This window comes from Crocinitomix algicola, from assembly GCF_001661595.2.
GTDB lineage: Bacteria > Bacteroidota > Bacteroidia > Flavobacteriales_D > Crocinitomicaceae > Crocinitomix > Crocinitomix algicola.
Genome location: NZ_LYPF02000014.1, coordinates 130,808 through 148,154 on the forward strand (window position 1 = coordinate 130,808; position 17,347 = coordinate 148,154).

Consider the following 17,347-nt stretch of genomic DNA (forward strand, 5'->3'; position numbering starts at 1 on the left):
AAATTACTTTTGCGGCAAAATGAAAATTTAACACTTATGTATTGGACGTTGGAATTAGCTTCATATTTGGAGGACGCACCTTGGCCAGCAGCAAAAGACGAATTAATCGATTTTGCTATGAGAACAGGAGCTCCATTAGAAGTGGTAGAGAATCTACAAGAGATTGAAGATGAAGGAGAATCATACGAAAGCATAGAAGAGATTTGGCCGGATTACCCGACCAAGGATGATTTTTTCTTCAACGAAGATGAATATTAATTAGAATTTAATGAGAGGCTCGCTTTTGCGAGCCTTTTTTCTGATAAATAGTTTTAAATACTGTCATTTCGACTTTATTTAGAGTCGATAAATTAAGAAAGTCAGCTAAATAGCGTTTGTTTGTTGGTAAATCGGACAGATTGGCTGATTTTTTTTGATGGTATGATTTCTGACTTATGTTGAGTCATGTATTTAGTAACCCAATTTTTACATGAAAATTGGAAATAATTAAGTTAACTCGCTATTTTTGCGGTTCATAAATTTAGACGGATAAAATGTTTGGAATTTTAAAGAAATTAGCTGGAAGTAAGGCTAAGAAAGATGATAAAATATATCAACCCTATGTCGATCGAGTAAAAGCCTTGGAAGGAACCATTAGTGGATTAACGAACGACGAATTGCGTGGTAAAACCGCAGATTTTAAAGCGAAAATCAAAGCAAAAATTCAGTCGTCAGAGGATGAGATTTCGACATTAAATAAAAAGGTGGATGATAATCCTGGGATGGATTTTCAAGAAAAAGAAGCCATCTATGGTCGTATAGATAAATTGAAGTTACAAATAGATAATGAGATAGAAGAAGTTCTTGAAGAAATTCTTCCAGAGGCGTTTGCCGTTATTAAAGAAACGGCTAAGCGTTTTGCTGAAAATGACGAGGTTGTTGTAACGGCAACTGCATTTGATGAAGAATTGGCAGCGTCAAAAGATCATATACAGATAGACGGAAATCAAGCAAAATGGGCAACAACATGGGATGCGTTTGGTACTACCGTAACTTGGAATATGGTCCATTACGATGTTCAGTTGTATGGTGGAGCGGTTTTGCATAAAGGAAATGTTGCTGAGATGCAGACAGGAGAAGGGAAAACATTGGTAGCAACATTACCCGTTTATCTAAATGCACTTGCGGGAAAAGGGGTTCACTTAATTACAGTAAATGACTATCTAGCTAAACGTGACTCGGAATGGATGGGACCTTTATATCAGTTCCATGGATTAAAGGTAGATTGTATTGATCGTCATAAACCAAATTCTCCTGAACGAAAAGCGGCCTATCGTGCGGATATCACTTTTGGAACAAATAATGAATTCGGGTTTGATTACTTAAGAGATAATATGTCTTCTAATCCTGATGAAATCGTTCAACAAAAACATCATTATGCTATTATTGATGAGGTGGATTCAGTTTTAATTGATGATGCGCGAACTCCATTGATTATTTCAGGGCCGATGTCTGGTGGGGATAAACAAGAATTTACAGCGTTAAAGCCAAAAATTGAAAAGCTCGTTAATGCTCAAAAGAAATTGGTGAATGATTTTTTAATTGATGCTAAAAATAAGTTAAAAGGTTTGGAAACCGGTGAGGCAGATAAGGATACTCTTTTTGAAGGGGGATTGTCTTTATTAAGAGCATACAGAGGTTTCCCAAAAAATAAAGCATTAATCAAATATTTAAGTGAAGACGGAATTCGTGCGCAACTTCAAAAAATTGAAAATTATCATTTACAGGATAGAGAAAGAGAAATGCCTAAGGCAGATAAAGAGCTCTATTTTGTGATCAATGAGAAACACAATACGATTGAGCTTACGGAGAAAGGTATCGACTTAATCTCAGATGGTGAAAACCGAGATTATTTCATAATGCCAGATATTGGTACCTCAATGAACGAGCTAGAAAGTCAAAACCTTGAAGCGGAGGAATTATTAAAGAAAAAAGAAGAGTTGATCGCTGATTTTTCTGAAAAATCGAGTCGAATTCACTCCATTAATCAATTATTGAAAGCCTATTCATTATTCGAAAAGGAAGTGGAGTATGTGATTATGGATGGGAAAGTTAAAATTGTTGATGAACAAACGGGTCGTATCATGGAAGGTCGACGTTATTCAGATGGCTTACACCGAGCAATTGAGGCAAAAGAAAATGTTAAAATAGAAGCGGCTACCCAAACTTACGCAACAATTACTTTGCAAAACTTCTTTCGAATGTACCATAAAATGTCTGGTATGACCGGTACAGCGGAGACAGAAGCACAAGAGTTATGGGACATTTATGAATTGGATGTTGTTGTTATTCCTACCAATAAACCAATTCAACGAATTGATGAACAAGATTTAGTATATCGGACCCAGCGGGAAAAGTTCAACGCGGTTATCGATGAAATTCAACGACTTGTAAATTTAGGACGTCCAGTACTTGTAGGAACGACAACAGTTGAAATTTCTGAATTGTTAAGCAGAATGTTGACCATGAGAAAGATTCAACATAATGTCCTAAACGCAAAGCACCACAAGAGAGAGTCAGAGATTGTTGCAGAAGCAGGTCAAGCGGGTAAAGTAACCATTGCAACGAATATGGCAGGTCGTGGTACGGATATCAAACTTTCTCCAGAAGTTTTAGCTGCAGGAGGTTTAGCAATCATAGGTACGGAAAGACATGACTCGCGCCGTGTTGACCGACAATTAAGAGGTCGTGCTGGTCGTCAAGGTGATCCAGGATCTTCACAATTCTTTGTGTCATTGGAAGATGATTTGATGCGTAAATTTGGTTCTGAAAGAATCGCAAAGGTGATGGATAGAATGGGGTATAAGGAAGGAGAGGTTATTCAGCATTCAATGATAACAAAATCGATAGAACGGGCACAAAAGAAAGTTGAAGAAAATGCATTTGGTGTTCGTAAAAGATTATTGGAGTATGATGATGTGATGAACGTTCAACGTAATGCTATTTATAGAAAAAGAAGAAATGCACTTTATGGAGAACGTTTAGAATTGGATGTTTCAAACATGTTCTATGATGTTGCTGAGGAGATTGTAAATAACCATTTTCCAAGTAAGAATTTTGACGCTTTTGAGTTAGATTTAATTCAATACTTAAAAATTCAATCGCCTGTTAGCAGAGAGGATTTTGAAGGAACGAATCCTGGTCAGTTAATTGATACTATTTTTGATAATGCGATGACCGCATATGAGCAAAAATCGGATCGACTATGTAATATGGCTAAGCCTGTTATTGATCGTGTTTTGACTGAAGAAGGTGATCGTTACGAAAACATGATGTTGCCGGTTACCGACGGTGTAAAACAATTAAGAGTTGTTTTAAACCTGAAAGAAGGACAAGCAACTGAAGGTAAAATCTTCAAAAAGCAAATTGAAAAAATGATTACGCTCGGTTATATAGATAATGAGTGGAAAGAGCATCTTCGCCAAATGGATATGTTAAGAACTAACGTGCAGCATGCATCTATCGAGCAGAAAGATCCTTTGGTGATTTATAAACAAAAATCATACGATTTGTTCCGTGGAATGATGACCAAAATGAGTAAAGAAGTAGTGACGTTCTTGGCTAAATCTGATTTACCAAGACAAGCTCCTCAGCAAGCTGCAACTAGCGAAAGTCAATTTTCTCAATCAGGCGCCTTTAGTAATGCACAAGAACAAAAACGAGAAGAAGAATTTAAAGGAAGTGAAGGATATGATGAGGCGATGAGAAATTCTGGGGGAAATCAAGCAGCTCCTAAACGACAACCTGTGGTTAAATCCGAACCAAAAATTGGCCGAAACGATAAAGTGGAGATTAGAAATATGCAAACCGGAGAAACAAAAACGGTAAAATACAAGCAGGCTGAACCCTTGATTAAGTCAGGAGCATGGGTCATTACAAAAAAAGTTTAAATCCGATTTATTTTTTTAAAACAAAAAAGGTGCACTGTAACGATGCACCTTTTTTGTTTGAGGAGCAAGTATTGTTAAGCAAAGGAGAAACCTATAGAGCGTCTATGTATTAGAAAGGTTCATGAAATGTTAACGCTTAATAATTTTACCGGACTGCTGTTTTTTACCACTTGTTATGGAGTAAAAATAGACGCCAGGACTGAGTTTTTCGGTGTTAATTTGACCCGGATAAATAGTAGGTTTAAGTTCCTGGCTAATTACTACTCTTCCATTTACGTCGTTAATTGAAATGAAAACAGGATCAGTTATTTCTGTGGAAAAACTTAAAGTCAATTCATCGTTAAATGGGTTTGGGTAGATGTCAAGAAAAGAAGAATTTTGTATGTAGTTTTCTGAAGATAAAAAATCACCTGCATTTAATTTAACAATCCAATAATCTGAAAACCCATAATTTGGCTCAGTTTTATCGGCAGAAAATCCTGAATTAGAAAACGCGCTTAAGTAAATGTTGTTAAAATTATCAAGCACAATGTACCCAATATCATCAGCATTGCCTCCGATAACTTTTTGATGTACGATTTCACCGTTTTTATCTAAAACTAAAAGCCATACATCATCAGATAAGTCATAATTGTCGATTGTTTTATTTCCTGAGGCGATTGATTTTGATTTGATGGATAAAATAATTTGATCGGTGGTTGGGTGGAAAACTACGCTACTTGAAGATTCGTAACTATATCCTCCAAAATTTTTCTCCCAAACAATAGTAAGATCTTTATTCAGTTTAAGTAGCCAACTATCTCTAGAGCCATAATTTTCGGTTGTTTTATTTCCACTTTCAGAAGACTCAGAGTCAACAAGTACGTATAGAAAATCTTTGTAAAATTTCACATCACCTTCATGATATTCAGGACTAGTACCACCAAAAGCTTTATCCTGTACAATATTAAAATCAGCATTTAATTTAACAATCCATATATCTCCGAGACCATAGTTATCCATAGTTTTATCTTTCCCGGTATCTCCGAGTGAATTTCCAATTAAATAAATGTTATTAGTTTCATCAATTACTACATCTGTTAACAATTCAAACCCGTTGCTGCCAACACTTTTTTGGTTGATTATATCACCGTTTTCAGAACTTACTTCTAAAACCCAATAGTCAGTTAACCCACCTACATCATCGGTTTTGTTACCACTTGTATTTGAACTACTATTTCCCGAAAGAATGAAATTATTGTCGCTATTTAATAGTATGTTAGCGCTTCGATCATTTTCTGCCCCACCATAAGTTTTATCCCACAGTAAATTACCTTCTTGATCAATACATAAAAGCCAAAAATCTGATTCACCAAAATTTGAGGTGGTTTTGTTTCCAGAGATACCAGAATAAGATGAAGTTAGAATGTAAATACGGTCGTTGTACTCAATGGCTGATGCGCCTGTACCATCATCATTTATACCGCCATAAGCCTTTTGCCAAATTATTTCTCCCTCTTCATTCGTGTTTACAACCCATAAGTCTCCTTCTCCGAAAGATTCAGAAGTTTTATTGCCTGTATCGGTTGAATAAGAATGTCCAATTGTTAAAAGAGTACCATTATTTAATAATAATAAACTTCTCGGTGAATCGATTGACTCGCCACCAACTGACTTTTGCCATTCAATATCTATTGTTTGAGAAAAAGCTAAATGACTAATTAAAGTTATAAGAAGAACTAAGAAAGATGATTTATTCATAAATTAAATTTGTTGTGAAAACCTTTGGGCTATTTTTAGCCCAAAGGTTTAGGTTTATTCAGTTATGGTCTTATTGCGACTACTTGTTTGCTTGATCCATCAGGGACCAGCATCAAAAGGTGTTGGCGTCATTGCTTCATAGTATGGTACTGTTTCACCTTCATCTTCATCGAAATAATTATAATAAGGTTTTACACGCAAAAAACCTTCAGAGTCTGTATCATTAACGTATAATACTAGTTGCCATGCGCAATCTAAACCGTTACACCCCCAACTTCAAGTTTCAGAGTAATTGTCTATTTCACAACCTCCACATATGCTTTCATAATCTGATTCGGCTTCTAGTCCTCCTGAACTATTTCGAGCTTGTATTAAAAAATATAAGTCGGGTGTATTCAAATAATTTTGGGTTAAATTTGAGTAATTAGTACTTACATTTTCACTTGTTTACAAGTCATAACTTGGTACTCCAGAAATAATTGTGTCAAGTTCAAAAATTTTAACGTCATAATTATCAGCTGATTGCGCTGAATCCCACACTATGTAACCAGAAGTTACATCTGGGTAGTAAATAAAATCGATATTGCCTATTTGCTGGGCAAAGTTATTAGTAACTCCGCATAAAAGCAGAAATAATAATTTCATTCAATTTTTCATTATAAATATTTGTTTGTTACGAAGTAAATTTTGGGTAGGTTTTACTCCTTAGACCGGGTTACGAAATATTGCAATAAATCATTAATCCGCAATATAACAAATTTTTATTGATTTTTTTAAAAGCACATAAAAGATTATACATATTCTCCACAAGTTTCTTTTTTTACGGAAAATAGAAAAGAATTACTCCCATTCTGTTCCGTTACGATAAATTGTTCCTTTAAAGGTTGCCACTAAAATGTTGTCTTGATTTGTGATTTTAGTTTGTAAAACACCAATTTTATTGGTTAAAGAAAATACCTCTGTTGAGGTATGTAATTTATCGTTTATGCGAACAGGTTTGTGGTGAGAAATTGATGTTTCAATTGAAACGGCATGTAATCCAAAAGCGTTAACGGAAAATGCTAAGGCACTATCCGCTAAAGAATAAGTAATACCGCCATGCGCAATATTAAATCCGTTTACCATTTCTGGTCGTACAACCATGGAGCAAATAACATTTCCTTTTGTGAATGATTTGATTTTGATTCCCAGCCATTGACTCATCTGGTCATCTTTCATCATTTTGGACACAATCTCTTTTGGGTCTAACATTGTCTATTTTTGAACTGCGCCATTCATTAATCCAATCATTCCAGAAGCAACAATGAATAATTGAGTTTTAGTTTCGTCCGTTAGTGAATCTCCATCTTCGTCTACCGCATCAATTTCGTTCATCATGAATTGATTCAAGTGATGTTGCTGCACTAAATCTTGCATCGGACTGTAATCTTCATCTTTATAAATTGCATCCAACGCTAACAAAAAAGGTTCTTGAAAAGCTTCAATCGCATCTTCAGTGACTTCGTTTAGGGTGATGCCTTGTATATCAAAAGCTTCATGGATAATAGCAAAGTAATAAATTGAATACATATTTAATTCTTCGTTCTCATATTCCAATCCCGCTTGTAGGATGTAATTCACCAATGCTTGCTGTTTTAACGTGAAAGTTTCAATTTTTCGGTCAAGCGCCTCCTCATTTAAACCGTCAATTTTTTGTATGGCTTTTTCGATGTTTTCAAAGCTAATTTGTGTCATAATCATCCATTTTAAATCAAAGTTAGCAAGTTTTTGGAGGATTGAAAATAATAAGGATTTTAATACCGCGATTGTCTTTCTATTTCTTATAAATAGGGAGCAGTTCTAATTTTATTTTTTCCAATTGCCAGAGTACTGGGTGATCATAAAAATACCCCTTTAAAGTATATTTATACGGTTTATTTGACACAAATGTGAATTCTCCGATTGCCTGATCATTCTTGTATATTGTATATTTTTCTCCACTTTTCACATAAGGATAATTAAAAAATTCGTCATTTTTGGCCTGAAGAATTAGATAAGTGTTCTTGTGAAAAAATAACCGTTTGTATGGTGCATCACCCTCCTTAAATGAATAGGCACCGTATTCATTTGACTTAGGTAAATTATTACCGTTCCAAACGCCGTAGTCAACGTAGATTGAAAGACTTTCAATGACAATTGCTAGCAAAATAAGTACCCGGAAAATTTTTCGATAGTTTGGATGTTTTTTTAAGATAGAAAATTCGATGTTTTGTACCGAAATGGTGGTTGGTTTACTCCATATATAGCGTTGAATTAATGGTAGGTATGGAGTTAGAATAAGGAAATTTATGAGTAGTAAAAACAAGGTGAACTGGACAACTGTAATTCCAAATCCTAGATTAATCATGAGAACGTTAATTAAGACAAAGATTGATACCGATGCACCAAACATTCTTGTTCTTGGAAATACCAGGAGTAGGGCAGGAATGATTTCTAAACATCCTGAAAAAACACTGTATACTGGACTGGTTCCCATACTTGTCCAAAAGAGAAAATCTTTACCGAGTTGTCCCACAGGGGTAAAAAGCGTATTAGGTTCGGGCCAATAGAACTGGTAAATGAAAATTTTACTTAATCCGTAATAGAAAAGAATTAGGTAGTACAATAAGATGTGGTAGGAAATATCCCAAAATAAACTTAATTTTTCTTTTGTAATGAACGATAAACCAGCGCCAATCAGTAGACTGACTAGTATTAGAATTGCTGAAAAACTCCACATTAACGGAGAGTCACTATAGAAAGTTCCGTCAATGCTATTAGTCATCCAACAAGTAAGATCTTCTAAAAAGGGTTGTAAGATTATACCTGGGCTTGGTAAATAATAAAATGGAAATGGAAATGTGAGAATGAATAAAAGGCAAAATAACACGAGTACAACCCTAGCGTATTGTTTAAGTTGAAATTGTCTCATCTTATTTACGCTGTCGTGAGACTTGCTTAAATGCTTTGGTATTAAAGCCTATAAGTTGAATAGAATCATCAACAAAAATTATTGATTTTAAACTGTCTATATTTCGATCAGCGTTTAAATAGAATTCATCTTTTATTAAGGTCTGAGTATAATTTTGACCAAACGGTTTTTCATAATATAAGACTGTTGTGCTGTCATTCACTTTTTCAATTTTCACCAATTTAGGCGGGTAGTCAGGTAAACCAAAATTACCAAGTGCCCCAGGTTTATATTCACTTAATCTTCCACCACTACTTTGGTGTGCCAATGGTCCTGTTTGAGCCAAGCCTGAAGAACCAAGTGAGAAAATAAAAATTAGTTTTAGTATTGTAGACATGAGCAGTTTTATTGAAGTAACGAATGTTTAGAATGAAGTTACACTAAATTATATTAACCTCACGTTCTAACTGTATGCCATAAGTCTCGTAAACAGAGTCTAGTATTTGTTGAGAAAGCTGAAAAATATCTTTTCCTTTAGCGCCACCATAATTAACCAATACCAAAGCTTGGTTTTTATGCACACCGTAGTTGTCAAATGTTTTGCCTTTCCACCCAGCTTGGTCAATTAGCCATCCAGCGGCAATTTTGACTTCATGTTCATTTACAGGATAGTGCGCTATGGTTGGATATTTCTCTTTTAATGATTCAAATTGAATTGTAGAAATTACCGGATTTTTGAAAAAGCTTCCAGAGTTTCCAATTTTCTCTGGATCAGGTAGTTTTGATTGTCGAATAGCAATGACAGCATCACTTACGTCCTTAATATTAGGTGATGAAATACCCTTAGATGATAATTCTTTTTCTATCGCGCCATAAGAAGTGTTTAATTTGTGCTTCTTATTCAACTTTAAAGTCATGCTAATGATGATGTATTTTCCTTTTAAGTCTCGTTTAAAAACACTTTCTCGATAGCCAAATTCGCATGATTTTGTATCAAACTTCTTGACGGTTTGTGTGGCTATTTCTAAAGCTTCCAATTCGTGAAACACATCTTTAATTTCTACCCCATAAGCACCGATGTTTTGCATTGGCGCAGCTCCAACACTACCTGGAATTAATGATAAATTTTCTATTCCCCCTAAATTGTTTTCAATTGCAAATAGTACGAATTGATGCCAGACTTCACCTGCGGCTCCTTTGACAAAAGCATAGTTTTCATCTTCGCTGATAATTTCTATCCCTTTCAAATTGTTTTTTAGAACTACACCTTGATAATCCCTTGTTAATAAAATGTTGCTTCCACCACCTAAAACGAGAAGTTCATCATTCGCATTGCATTGATCTAACAATAATTTTAACGAAGATAAGGTGTCGAATTCAGCAAATTTTTTTGCATTAACATCAATACCAAAAGTGTTTAGCTTTTTCAGGCTTATGTTTTCTTGAAACATATTATTTGTCGCTTTAGATTTTTCAACAAATATAGTCGTTTTTCTGGGCTATTTGATAATGAATTTTGGTCCCATATGTCGACGCATGATTCCTTTGCTATCAGTAAACTTAACGGATGAGAATTCAATTATTTGGCCAGGCTCTAATTGCTTTATATAATCCATTTGATCCGATGTTAACGAAGTTCCATTTGTTGTTTCAAACTCTTTTATCAGTTCATTATCAATGGAGTAAATACTTAGTTTGAAATTGTTGATTTCAAATGTTTCTAGGTAAAGTCCATTCTCAATAGCCAATAAAGTTTGATTATTAAGAATTTGAGTTATGCTAACATATTTAGTTTCAAGATCGATTTCTCCAAGTTGAATTGATGCTAAAGGCATCTTTAAAATCCGAAAATACTCTTCCATAATTACTTCATCACCACTCATTATCCTTATGGTGTCAAAGGTGGTATGATAATTAGGTAAAAGGAGAAAGTTTTGATTGTCTATTGTTGTAATTTTTGAACTCGAAGATTGAAGACTTTGTTCTTTTTTTAGGGGGATTGATAAATTGATATGATTATCTACTCCGGCATAAACAACTTTAAGAATGGGGTCTTTAATACTTTTATTCCGAAACTCCATTTGGGCAATTGAAGTTAATTGAAAAATAAATGCGGATAGAAGCAATGCAAACCTCATAATATCAGTGACATTTAAAGTAATTAAACGGCTCAGAACATTCATTACAGGTGTACAATGATTGACAAGGGGTTGATCCAAATTGAGAAAGTAATTTTGTGTTTTTTGATTTACAATTTGGACATACAATAATGCGATCACCGATTGTTGGAGGTGATATGCCCTCGTTCAATAATTTGTTGCGGGTTTCATCCGACAGCCAATCAGTGGTCCAGGCCGGATTGAGTTTTGATATGATTTTGACTTTTTTGTATCCCTTTTCTGCAAGTTTTTCAAGAATTAAATCCTCAAACAACTTTTTTGCAGGGCAACCAGTGTAAGTTGGTGTAATGGTAATAAATAGTTCATCATCATTCTTTTCAACCTCTCGGATTACCCCAAGTTCCACCAAATTGATTGCAGGTATTTCGGGATCAGGAACTTCTTTTAAAAATTCCCAAATATCAATATTTTGAGTTGGGTCAATTACCACTTAGCATCTGGATAAGCACGTGGCAAATATTGCATAATGCTTAATAAATGCCCCATATGTTCACTGTGAAAACCATCTCTATAATCTCTCATCGAAAGCGGAGGAATTTCTTTTCGGTTTAAGTTACAAGCTGTAAGTGTTTGGTTGATTTCACTTTGCCAATTTGACTCAATTTCCTTATAATTAGGTAAGAACATTTTATCGAGTTCGTCAAAGTCAAAAATTTCTTCGACATATTTTAATAAATGATCTACAGCGAATTGTAGTCTTTGATTGCTTTCTTCGGTACCTAAACCAAGTCGTTCCATCCAATCTTTCGCATGCATATGACTGTATTTTATCTCTTTAAGTACTTTCATGGATAACCCAGCCAGTTCAGAGTTGTCGCTGTTTTTTAAAGTTTCAAAAACAGCTTTTGCATAACAATCGTGAAAAAATTGCCTTGCGATTGTCCAAGCGAAATCTTCATTGGGCTGCTCAACAATTTTAAGGTTAAAATATTGACGTTCGTTTCGTCTATAAACAAGATCGTCTGGAGAAAATTTATTTCCTTCCAACGAACAGATTATTTTATATAATTCTTCGGCGCGACCAAATAAATCAAGTGAGATATTTGATAAAGCGATATCCTCTTCTAAGAATGGTCCACGACTGCAAAGTTCAGCCAAGCGTTGTCCTAGAATCACAGATGTATCTGCAATGCGAATTAGAAACTTTGATTGATTTTCGTTTAATTCAAAATTCATGGAAGGTTTTTTTATAAGTGTTTAACGCCATCGGGGATGGTGTAAAATGTGGCATGCCGATAGACTTTATCATCTGCTGGATCGAAAAAAGCATCTGAATCATCCAAAGGAACAGCAACGATTGCTTCTGCTGGAACAACCCATAATGCGCGACCTTCACCACGTCTAGTATAGAGGTCTCTGGCGTTTTGAATTGCCATTTTTTTATCGTATCCGTGGCAGTTTCCTACATGTTTAAAAGCCAATCCTGGCTTTTTTTGTACAAATACCTCCCAAACTTTATCTCCTGATTCCATTTATTTTATTTCTTTTTATGCTACACTCGTTTCTGTTTTTGCTGCATAAGCTGCAGCAGCTTCTCTCACCCATGCATTGTCATTATGTGCTTTGCGATGGTGATCTAATCTCTCTTGATTACAAGGCCCATTACCATTTACAACATTCCAAAACTCATCCCAATTAAAAGGACTGTGATCATAATGACCTGTTTCTTCATTGAATTTTAAGTTAGGGTCAGGAATTGTTAGGCCTAAATATTCAGCTTGAGGCACAGTCCTGTCAATAAAACGTTGTCTCAAATGATCGTTTGATTCTCGTTTGATTTTCCATGCCATAGATTGGTTTTTATGAACTGAATCTCCGTCATGAGGTCCAAACATCATTAAAGCAGGTTCCCAAAAGCGGTTCAGTGCATCTTGAGCCATTGCTTTTTGTTCAGGTGTTCCAAAGGCCATTTGAACCATGATTTCGTATCCTTGACGCTGGTGGAAACTCTCTTCTTTACAAATTCGAACCATACCTCGTGAGTAAGGGCCATAAGACGTTCGCTGAAGCGAAACTTGATTCACGATTGCCGCTCCGTCAACTAGCCATCCAACAGCCCCCATGTCTGCCCATGTTAAAGTAGGGTAGTTAAAGATGCTCGAATATTTAGCTTCTTGGTTATGTAATTGTTGAATCATCTCTTGACGAGAAATACCTAATGTCTCCGCAACACTATATAAATATAGACCGTGACCTGCTTCGTCTTGAATTTTAGCAAGTAATACTTGTTTAGCACGAAGAGACGGGGCTCTTAATAGCCAATTTCCTTCTGGCTGCATACCGATTATTTCAGAATGCGCATGTTGTGAAATTTGACGAATAAGCGTTTTTCGATATTTTTCTGGCATCCAATCTCTTGGCTCTACTTTGAGATCTTTTTCAATAATCTCATTAAATGCTGCTTCAAATTTATCCATCTGGTCCAATTTTGTTTTTTTCAATTTCGACTTTGATCATTCATCAAAATCCAGTCTCACAAATATAAGGTTTTAAACCCAATTTTAAAGGGGTGTTTTAAAAGAACATAAACACAATTCGTCAAGTTTTTGTTCGCTATTTTTTGTACTTTAAAACTTCTGATCTCCCTTTTTTGAATATTTTATTCGAAACAGACTTGCCTCGGCGAAGTGCTTTTTGTTCTTCATAGGGCAAGGCATTTATTTCTTGACAATCAATAGAACAACAATTATCCATCTTTTCTTTACATGAATCGCATTGGATGAATAAAAGGTGACATGCTTCATTGGCACAGTTTACATGAGTATCGCAAGGTTCACCACATTGATGACAGTTTGATATGATTTCATCACTAATCTTTTCACTTTTTCGATGGTCAAATACGAAATTTTTTCCCAGAAACTTATTGTCAAGATTTTCGCTTTCTACTTGTCGTGCATAGTTAATTATCCCCCCTTCTAGTTGAAATACACGTTTAAAACCCTTGTGTTTGAAATACGCGCTTGCTTTTTCACATCGAATTCCTCCCGTACAATACATGACAATGTTCTTATCTTCTTCATGTCCTTTAATACTCTCCGTAATAATTGGTAGGGAATCTCTGAAGGTATCAACATCAGGTGTTTGCGCATTCTTAAAATGACCAATTTCACTTTCATAGTGATTTCGCATGTCAATTAAGATGGTGTCTTTATTTTCTATGATTTCATTAAATTCTTTTGCTTTGAGGTGTACACCTTTGTCAGTAACATCAAAGCTATCATCATCCAAACCATCTGCTACAATTTTGTGACGTACTTTGATCTTTAATTTTAGGAAAGATTTATTGTCTTGTTCAACAGCGATATTTAATCTTACGTCTTTAAGAAAACTTATACTGTCGAGGTGGTTTTTTAGTAGGTGAAATTTTTTGGCAGGAACGGAGAGTTGAGCATTAATCCCTTCTTTTGCTACATATATTCTCCCGAGAACACCCATGGGGTCCCAATTTATAAATAAGTGATTTCTGAATAATTCGGGATTGCCGATTTGATGGTACTGATAAAAAGAAATAGTAAGACGGTCTTCGCCTGCAGCATCAATTAATGCAGCTCTTTCTTCAGCACTTAGTTTATTGTACAGTTGCATGCTATAAATAATTTAAGTAACTAATTCTGTGCTGCAAAAATAATCAAGAAATATTGATTGACAAATTCAGGGGTTTTGGTATGGTCATAAAATCAAAGTGAAATCATCGTATTAATGTTGTGTTACCCTTAACTTTTCCAGATTTACCGTCAAGTGTTTCATAGTTTAATACCCAAGTAAATACTCCAGGGTTTTGTTCTTGATTTTTGAATGTACCGTCCCAACCTATATTTTGATTGGTGGATTCAAAAATTTGTTGACCGTAACGATTATAAATGGCAAAATAAATGGATTTTAATGCTAGGCCTTTCACAAATAAAACATCGTTGTTTCCGTCACCATTAGGAGAAAATGCACTTGGTACACCAACGCTTAATCGATAATTTACCATTACAAGAATTTCGTCTTCTACCTTACAGCCATTTTCATCAATAAACATCAAGTTATAAGTTTGAGTTTCTTCAGGTGATGAAGTTGTTATTTGGCAATCCGAACATTCGACAAGGTTTTCCGGAGACCATAAAAAATCACCTTCACTTAGTGTGGTTCCAAAAAGGTTTGCTGTTCCTCCTAAGTCAATAATAGTGTCCGAACTTACATATATTGTTGGATTTTCATGTACTAAAAGTTCTTGGTTATAGGTGGACACCGCTCCATTAAACGCAACAACATTTAAAGTAATGGAGTAGGTGCCAGGTTCATTTAGGCAGATTGTTGGGTTTTGAGCTGATGCAGTTCCGGGTTCAATGCCAGGGCTGAATTCCCACGACCAATCAATCACATTCCCTAAGCTGGTGTCCATTATAGTTATACAGTCGTTTACACAGACTTCATTGGGCATTTTAAAACCTGCTAAGACAGGCTCACAGTCTAAGACATCGACGGCAATGGTCGCTGTATTCACACAACCTTCATCAGACATACCTGTTACTGTAAAAAGATGTGTACCAAGGGAAGCAGGAGTGAAGCTTTCACCATCAATAATTCCATCCTCCCAAAGATAAGAACTTGCCCCTTCACCCGATAATATTATTGATTCACCCAAACATATTTCGTCTAATGTTGCATGAGCTGTTACTGAGGGATTTTCAAAAACCGTTATTAATATATCAGCGGTATTGGTACATCCTGTTTCCAAATTTGTTCCGGTAACTGAGTACTCAAATTCACCGAATCCATCGGGGGTATAATCTTCACCGTTTATTATACCATCGGTCCATTCAAATTCATCTGCACCTTCAGCAGTTAAAGTTATGTGCTCTCCTTCACAAATTTCATCAGTGTCAGCTGTAATGGTTATGGTTGGTACTTCGTGAATAGTAATTTCAACTGTTGCACTATTTTCGCAACCGTTAATGTCAACACCTACAACCTCATAAATAATAAGACCTGTAGATTCGGGTATAAATTCCTCCCCATCGATAACATCACCACTCCAATCATAAGAAACACCACCAGATCCTGTTAAAGTTAATGGTTCTCCTAAACAGATTTCACTTTCGCTTGCGGCACCCGTAATTTCAGGAGTTGGATGGACGGTTATGTCGATTGTATCTGAATTAGAACAACCTTCTAAATCATAGCCAACCACGATATAAGTTGTTGTTCCTAATGGGGGGGTAAAAGCTAATCCATCTTCAATTTCTTCTTCCCATTCCATCGTGACGCCTCCAGAACCGGTTAAAATTACTTCTTCACCTTCGCAAATCACTTCCGCATCAGTGCTTGCGATAATTTCGGGGGGAGGGAGGACTTCAACGTAAAGATAATCTTCAGTTGAGCAACCGGTTGCGATGTTGGTTCCTGTTACAAAGAATGCTGCTACTCCTGTCTCTTCAGGATAATAAGCAATTCCGTCTTCGATTGGGGCGTCCCATTCGTATTCGTCAGCACCAATTCCATAAAATATAAAAGCCTCACCAAAGCAAATAGTTGAATCGTCCGCACTCGCTAATACATCAGGATTTTCGTAAACATTAATCAAGACACTATCTTCAGTAGAGCAAACCCCATTGGAAGAAGTGAGGGTTATATAATAAGACCCTGCCTCAGGAGTAAAAGGAATGTCCGGTTCTACTCCAGGGTAACTCCAATCAAATACTTCTGCCATTCCATCAACGGATAGTGTAGCAGATTCACCCAGACAAATTTCTTCATCATCGATTGCTAAATCAACTTCAGGAACGGTATCCACTATAATTTCAATTCCAAAGCCGCAATCATCTTCATGATCACTATTTGCCATATATAGGTTAGATCCCAACGGGGGGATGAATGGAACATCATTTTCAATTCCGCCATCCCAAGTAACCGAGCCTCCATTGACGGATATGGCACTGAGCGTAATTTCTTCGCCATAACAAACGCTATCAGCTGTATAAGTTGTTATTAAGGTGTCGCATGGTATGGTTAAATCACTGCCAAATGAAATGTTCCATGTATGACTGGAGTATTCTGCGTATTCTATTGTCATGAGCATTTCGGGAGCAGTAGCTACAAATTCCAAATTATGTAAATACCAACTAAAATCCAATTCGCCTACAAAAGGAAATAAGAAAGATTCGTCTCCTATTTCAATCTTTAATATGCCATCAAATTCAGATAATGTTGCCGTCTGGTCAGATTCCGCAATATAAAAATCAAGTGAATAAGTAACTCCAATAGTGAGGTCTGAAATTGTTGTTCCAACGGTTTCATTATAAATACCAGAGACCCATACTGTGTCACCATTAGGGGCGTCAGTCATGGGAATGAACCATGGAATTGTACCTCCCCAATAATCTTTATTAGACACATCAGTTGAACCATAAACAATTGTCCATCCAAGTGGAGCAGTGTCAAAGCCAACATCTGCCGTATTGGTAGGTAATATCGTTTGTGCAGAAATTCTAGTTGTACACAAAACGAGTACAAAATACAAAGCGATCTGTAGAGTTTTGTTTGACATTAATTAGAGGTTGGGCTAATTTGCTGTAATTTAATTA

16 protein-coding genes are annotated in these 17,347 nt (G+C 35.8%); 2 read left to right on the forward strand and 14 right to left on the reverse strand.

Annotated features, from left to right (window positions below; all coding sequences use genetic code 11):
- The first annotated feature begins 36 nt into the window (after window positions 1–36).
- A complete protein-coding gene (locus tag A8143_RS08570; RefSeq protein ID WP_027421020.1) occupies window positions 37–258 on the forward strand; it encodes a DUF2795 domain-containing protein in 222 nt (73 codons plus the stop codon).
- A gap of 275 nt (window positions 259–533) precedes the next feature.
- Window positions 534–3,929, forward strand: coding sequence for a preprotein translocase subunit SecA (secA, locus tag A8143_RS08575; protein WP_066758440.1), 3,396 nt, complete (start codon window positions 534–536; stop codon window positions 3,927–3,929).
- Window positions 3,930–4,058: 129 nt separating this feature from the next.
- On the opposite strand, the gene A8143_RS08580 is transcribed toward secA, so the two are convergent.
- The 14 genes from A8143_RS08580 to A8143_RS08645 form a co-directional block, all read right to left on the reverse strand.
- A complete protein-coding gene (locus A8143_RS08580) occupies window positions 4,059–5,669 on the reverse strand; it encodes a T9SS type A sorting domain-containing protein (protein ID WP_066758442.1) in 1,611 nt (536 codons plus the stop codon).
- Between the two features lie 447 nt (window positions 5,670–6,116).
- Complete coding sequence (locus A8143_RS08585) at window positions 6,117–6,314, reverse strand: hypothetical protein (protein ID WP_066758444.1); 198 nt, start codon at window positions 6,312–6,314, stop codon at window positions 6,117–6,119.
- Between the two features lie 195 nt (window positions 6,315–6,509).
- A complete protein-coding gene (locus tag A8143_RS08590; protein WP_066758446.1) occupies window positions 6,510–6,920 on the reverse strand; it encodes a PaaI family thioesterase in 411 nt (136 codons plus the stop codon).
- Window positions 6,921–6,923: 3 nt separating this feature from the next.
- A complete protein-coding gene (locus A8143_RS08595) occupies window positions 6,924–7,403 on the reverse strand; it encodes a hypothetical protein (protein ID WP_066758447.1) in 480 nt (159 codons plus the stop codon).
- Window positions 7,404–7,482: 79 nt separating this feature from the next.
- Entirely contained in the window at window positions 7,483–8,472 is a 990-nt protein-coding gene (locus A8143_RS08600; RefSeq protein ID WP_066758448.1) for a hypothetical protein, read from the reverse strand.
- Between the two features lie 148 nt (window positions 8,473–8,620).
- Complete coding sequence (locus A8143_RS08605) at window positions 8,621–8,995, reverse strand: hypothetical protein (RefSeq protein ID WP_066758449.1); 375 nt, start codon at window positions 8,993–8,995, stop codon at window positions 8,621–8,623.
- A gap of 43 nt (window positions 8,996–9,038) precedes the next feature.
- Window positions 9,039–10,049 carry a UDP-N-acetylmuramate dehydrogenase gene (gene murB / locus A8143_RS08610; RefSeq protein WP_066758453.1) on the reverse strand — a complete coding sequence of 337 codons (1,011 nt, stop codon included), beginning with the start codon at window positions 10,047–10,049 and terminating at the stop codon, window positions 9,039–9,041.
- Window positions 10,050–10,097: 48 nt separating this feature from the next.
- Window positions 10,098–10,736: a GldM family protein gene (locus A8143_RS08615; protein WP_175437520.1), complete on the reverse strand. Its 639-nt coding sequence runs from the start codon at window positions 10,734–10,736 to the stop codon at window positions 10,098–10,100.
- 4 nt (window positions 10,737–10,740) lie between these two features.
- Window positions 10,741–11,208 carry a 1,2-phenylacetyl-CoA epoxidase subunit PaaD gene (gene paaD / locus A8143_RS08620; protein WP_066758455.1) on the reverse strand — a complete coding sequence of 156 codons (468 nt, stop codon included), beginning with the start codon at window positions 11,206–11,208 and terminating at the stop codon, window positions 10,741–10,743.
- A complete protein-coding gene (gene paaC / locus A8143_RS08625) occupies window positions 11,202–11,954 on the reverse strand; it encodes a 1,2-phenylacetyl-CoA epoxidase subunit PaaC (protein ID WP_066758456.1) in 753 nt (250 codons plus the stop codon). The genes paaD and paaC overlap by 7 nt, the downstream gene beginning before the upstream one ends.
- An 11-nt stretch (window positions 11,955–11,965) precedes the next feature.
- Window positions 11,966–12,250: a 1,2-phenylacetyl-CoA epoxidase subunit PaaB gene (gene paaB / locus A8143_RS08630; RefSeq protein ID WP_066758457.1), complete on the reverse strand. Its 285-nt coding sequence runs from the start codon at window positions 12,248–12,250 to the stop codon at window positions 11,966–11,968.
- A gap of 15 nt (window positions 12,251–12,265) precedes the next feature.
- Window positions 12,266–13,195, reverse strand: coding sequence for a 1,2-phenylacetyl-CoA epoxidase subunit PaaA (gene paaA / locus A8143_RS08635; RefSeq protein WP_066758588.1), 930 nt, complete (start codon window positions 13,193–13,195; stop codon window positions 12,266–12,268).
- Window positions 13,196–13,331: 136 nt separating this feature from the next.
- A complete protein-coding gene (gene trhO, locus A8143_RS08640) occupies window positions 13,332–14,363 on the reverse strand; it encodes an oxygen-dependent tRNA uridine(34) hydroxylase TrhO (protein ID WP_066758460.1) in 1,032 nt (343 codons plus the stop codon).
- Window positions 14,364–14,466: 103 nt separating this feature from the next.
- Window positions 14,467–17,310, reverse strand: a complete 2,844-nt coding sequence (locus tag A8143_RS08645; RefSeq protein WP_083261295.1) for a T9SS type B sorting domain-containing protein — start codon at window positions 17,308–17,310, stop codon at window positions 14,467–14,469.
- Window positions 17,311–17,347 lie beyond the last annotated feature (37 nt).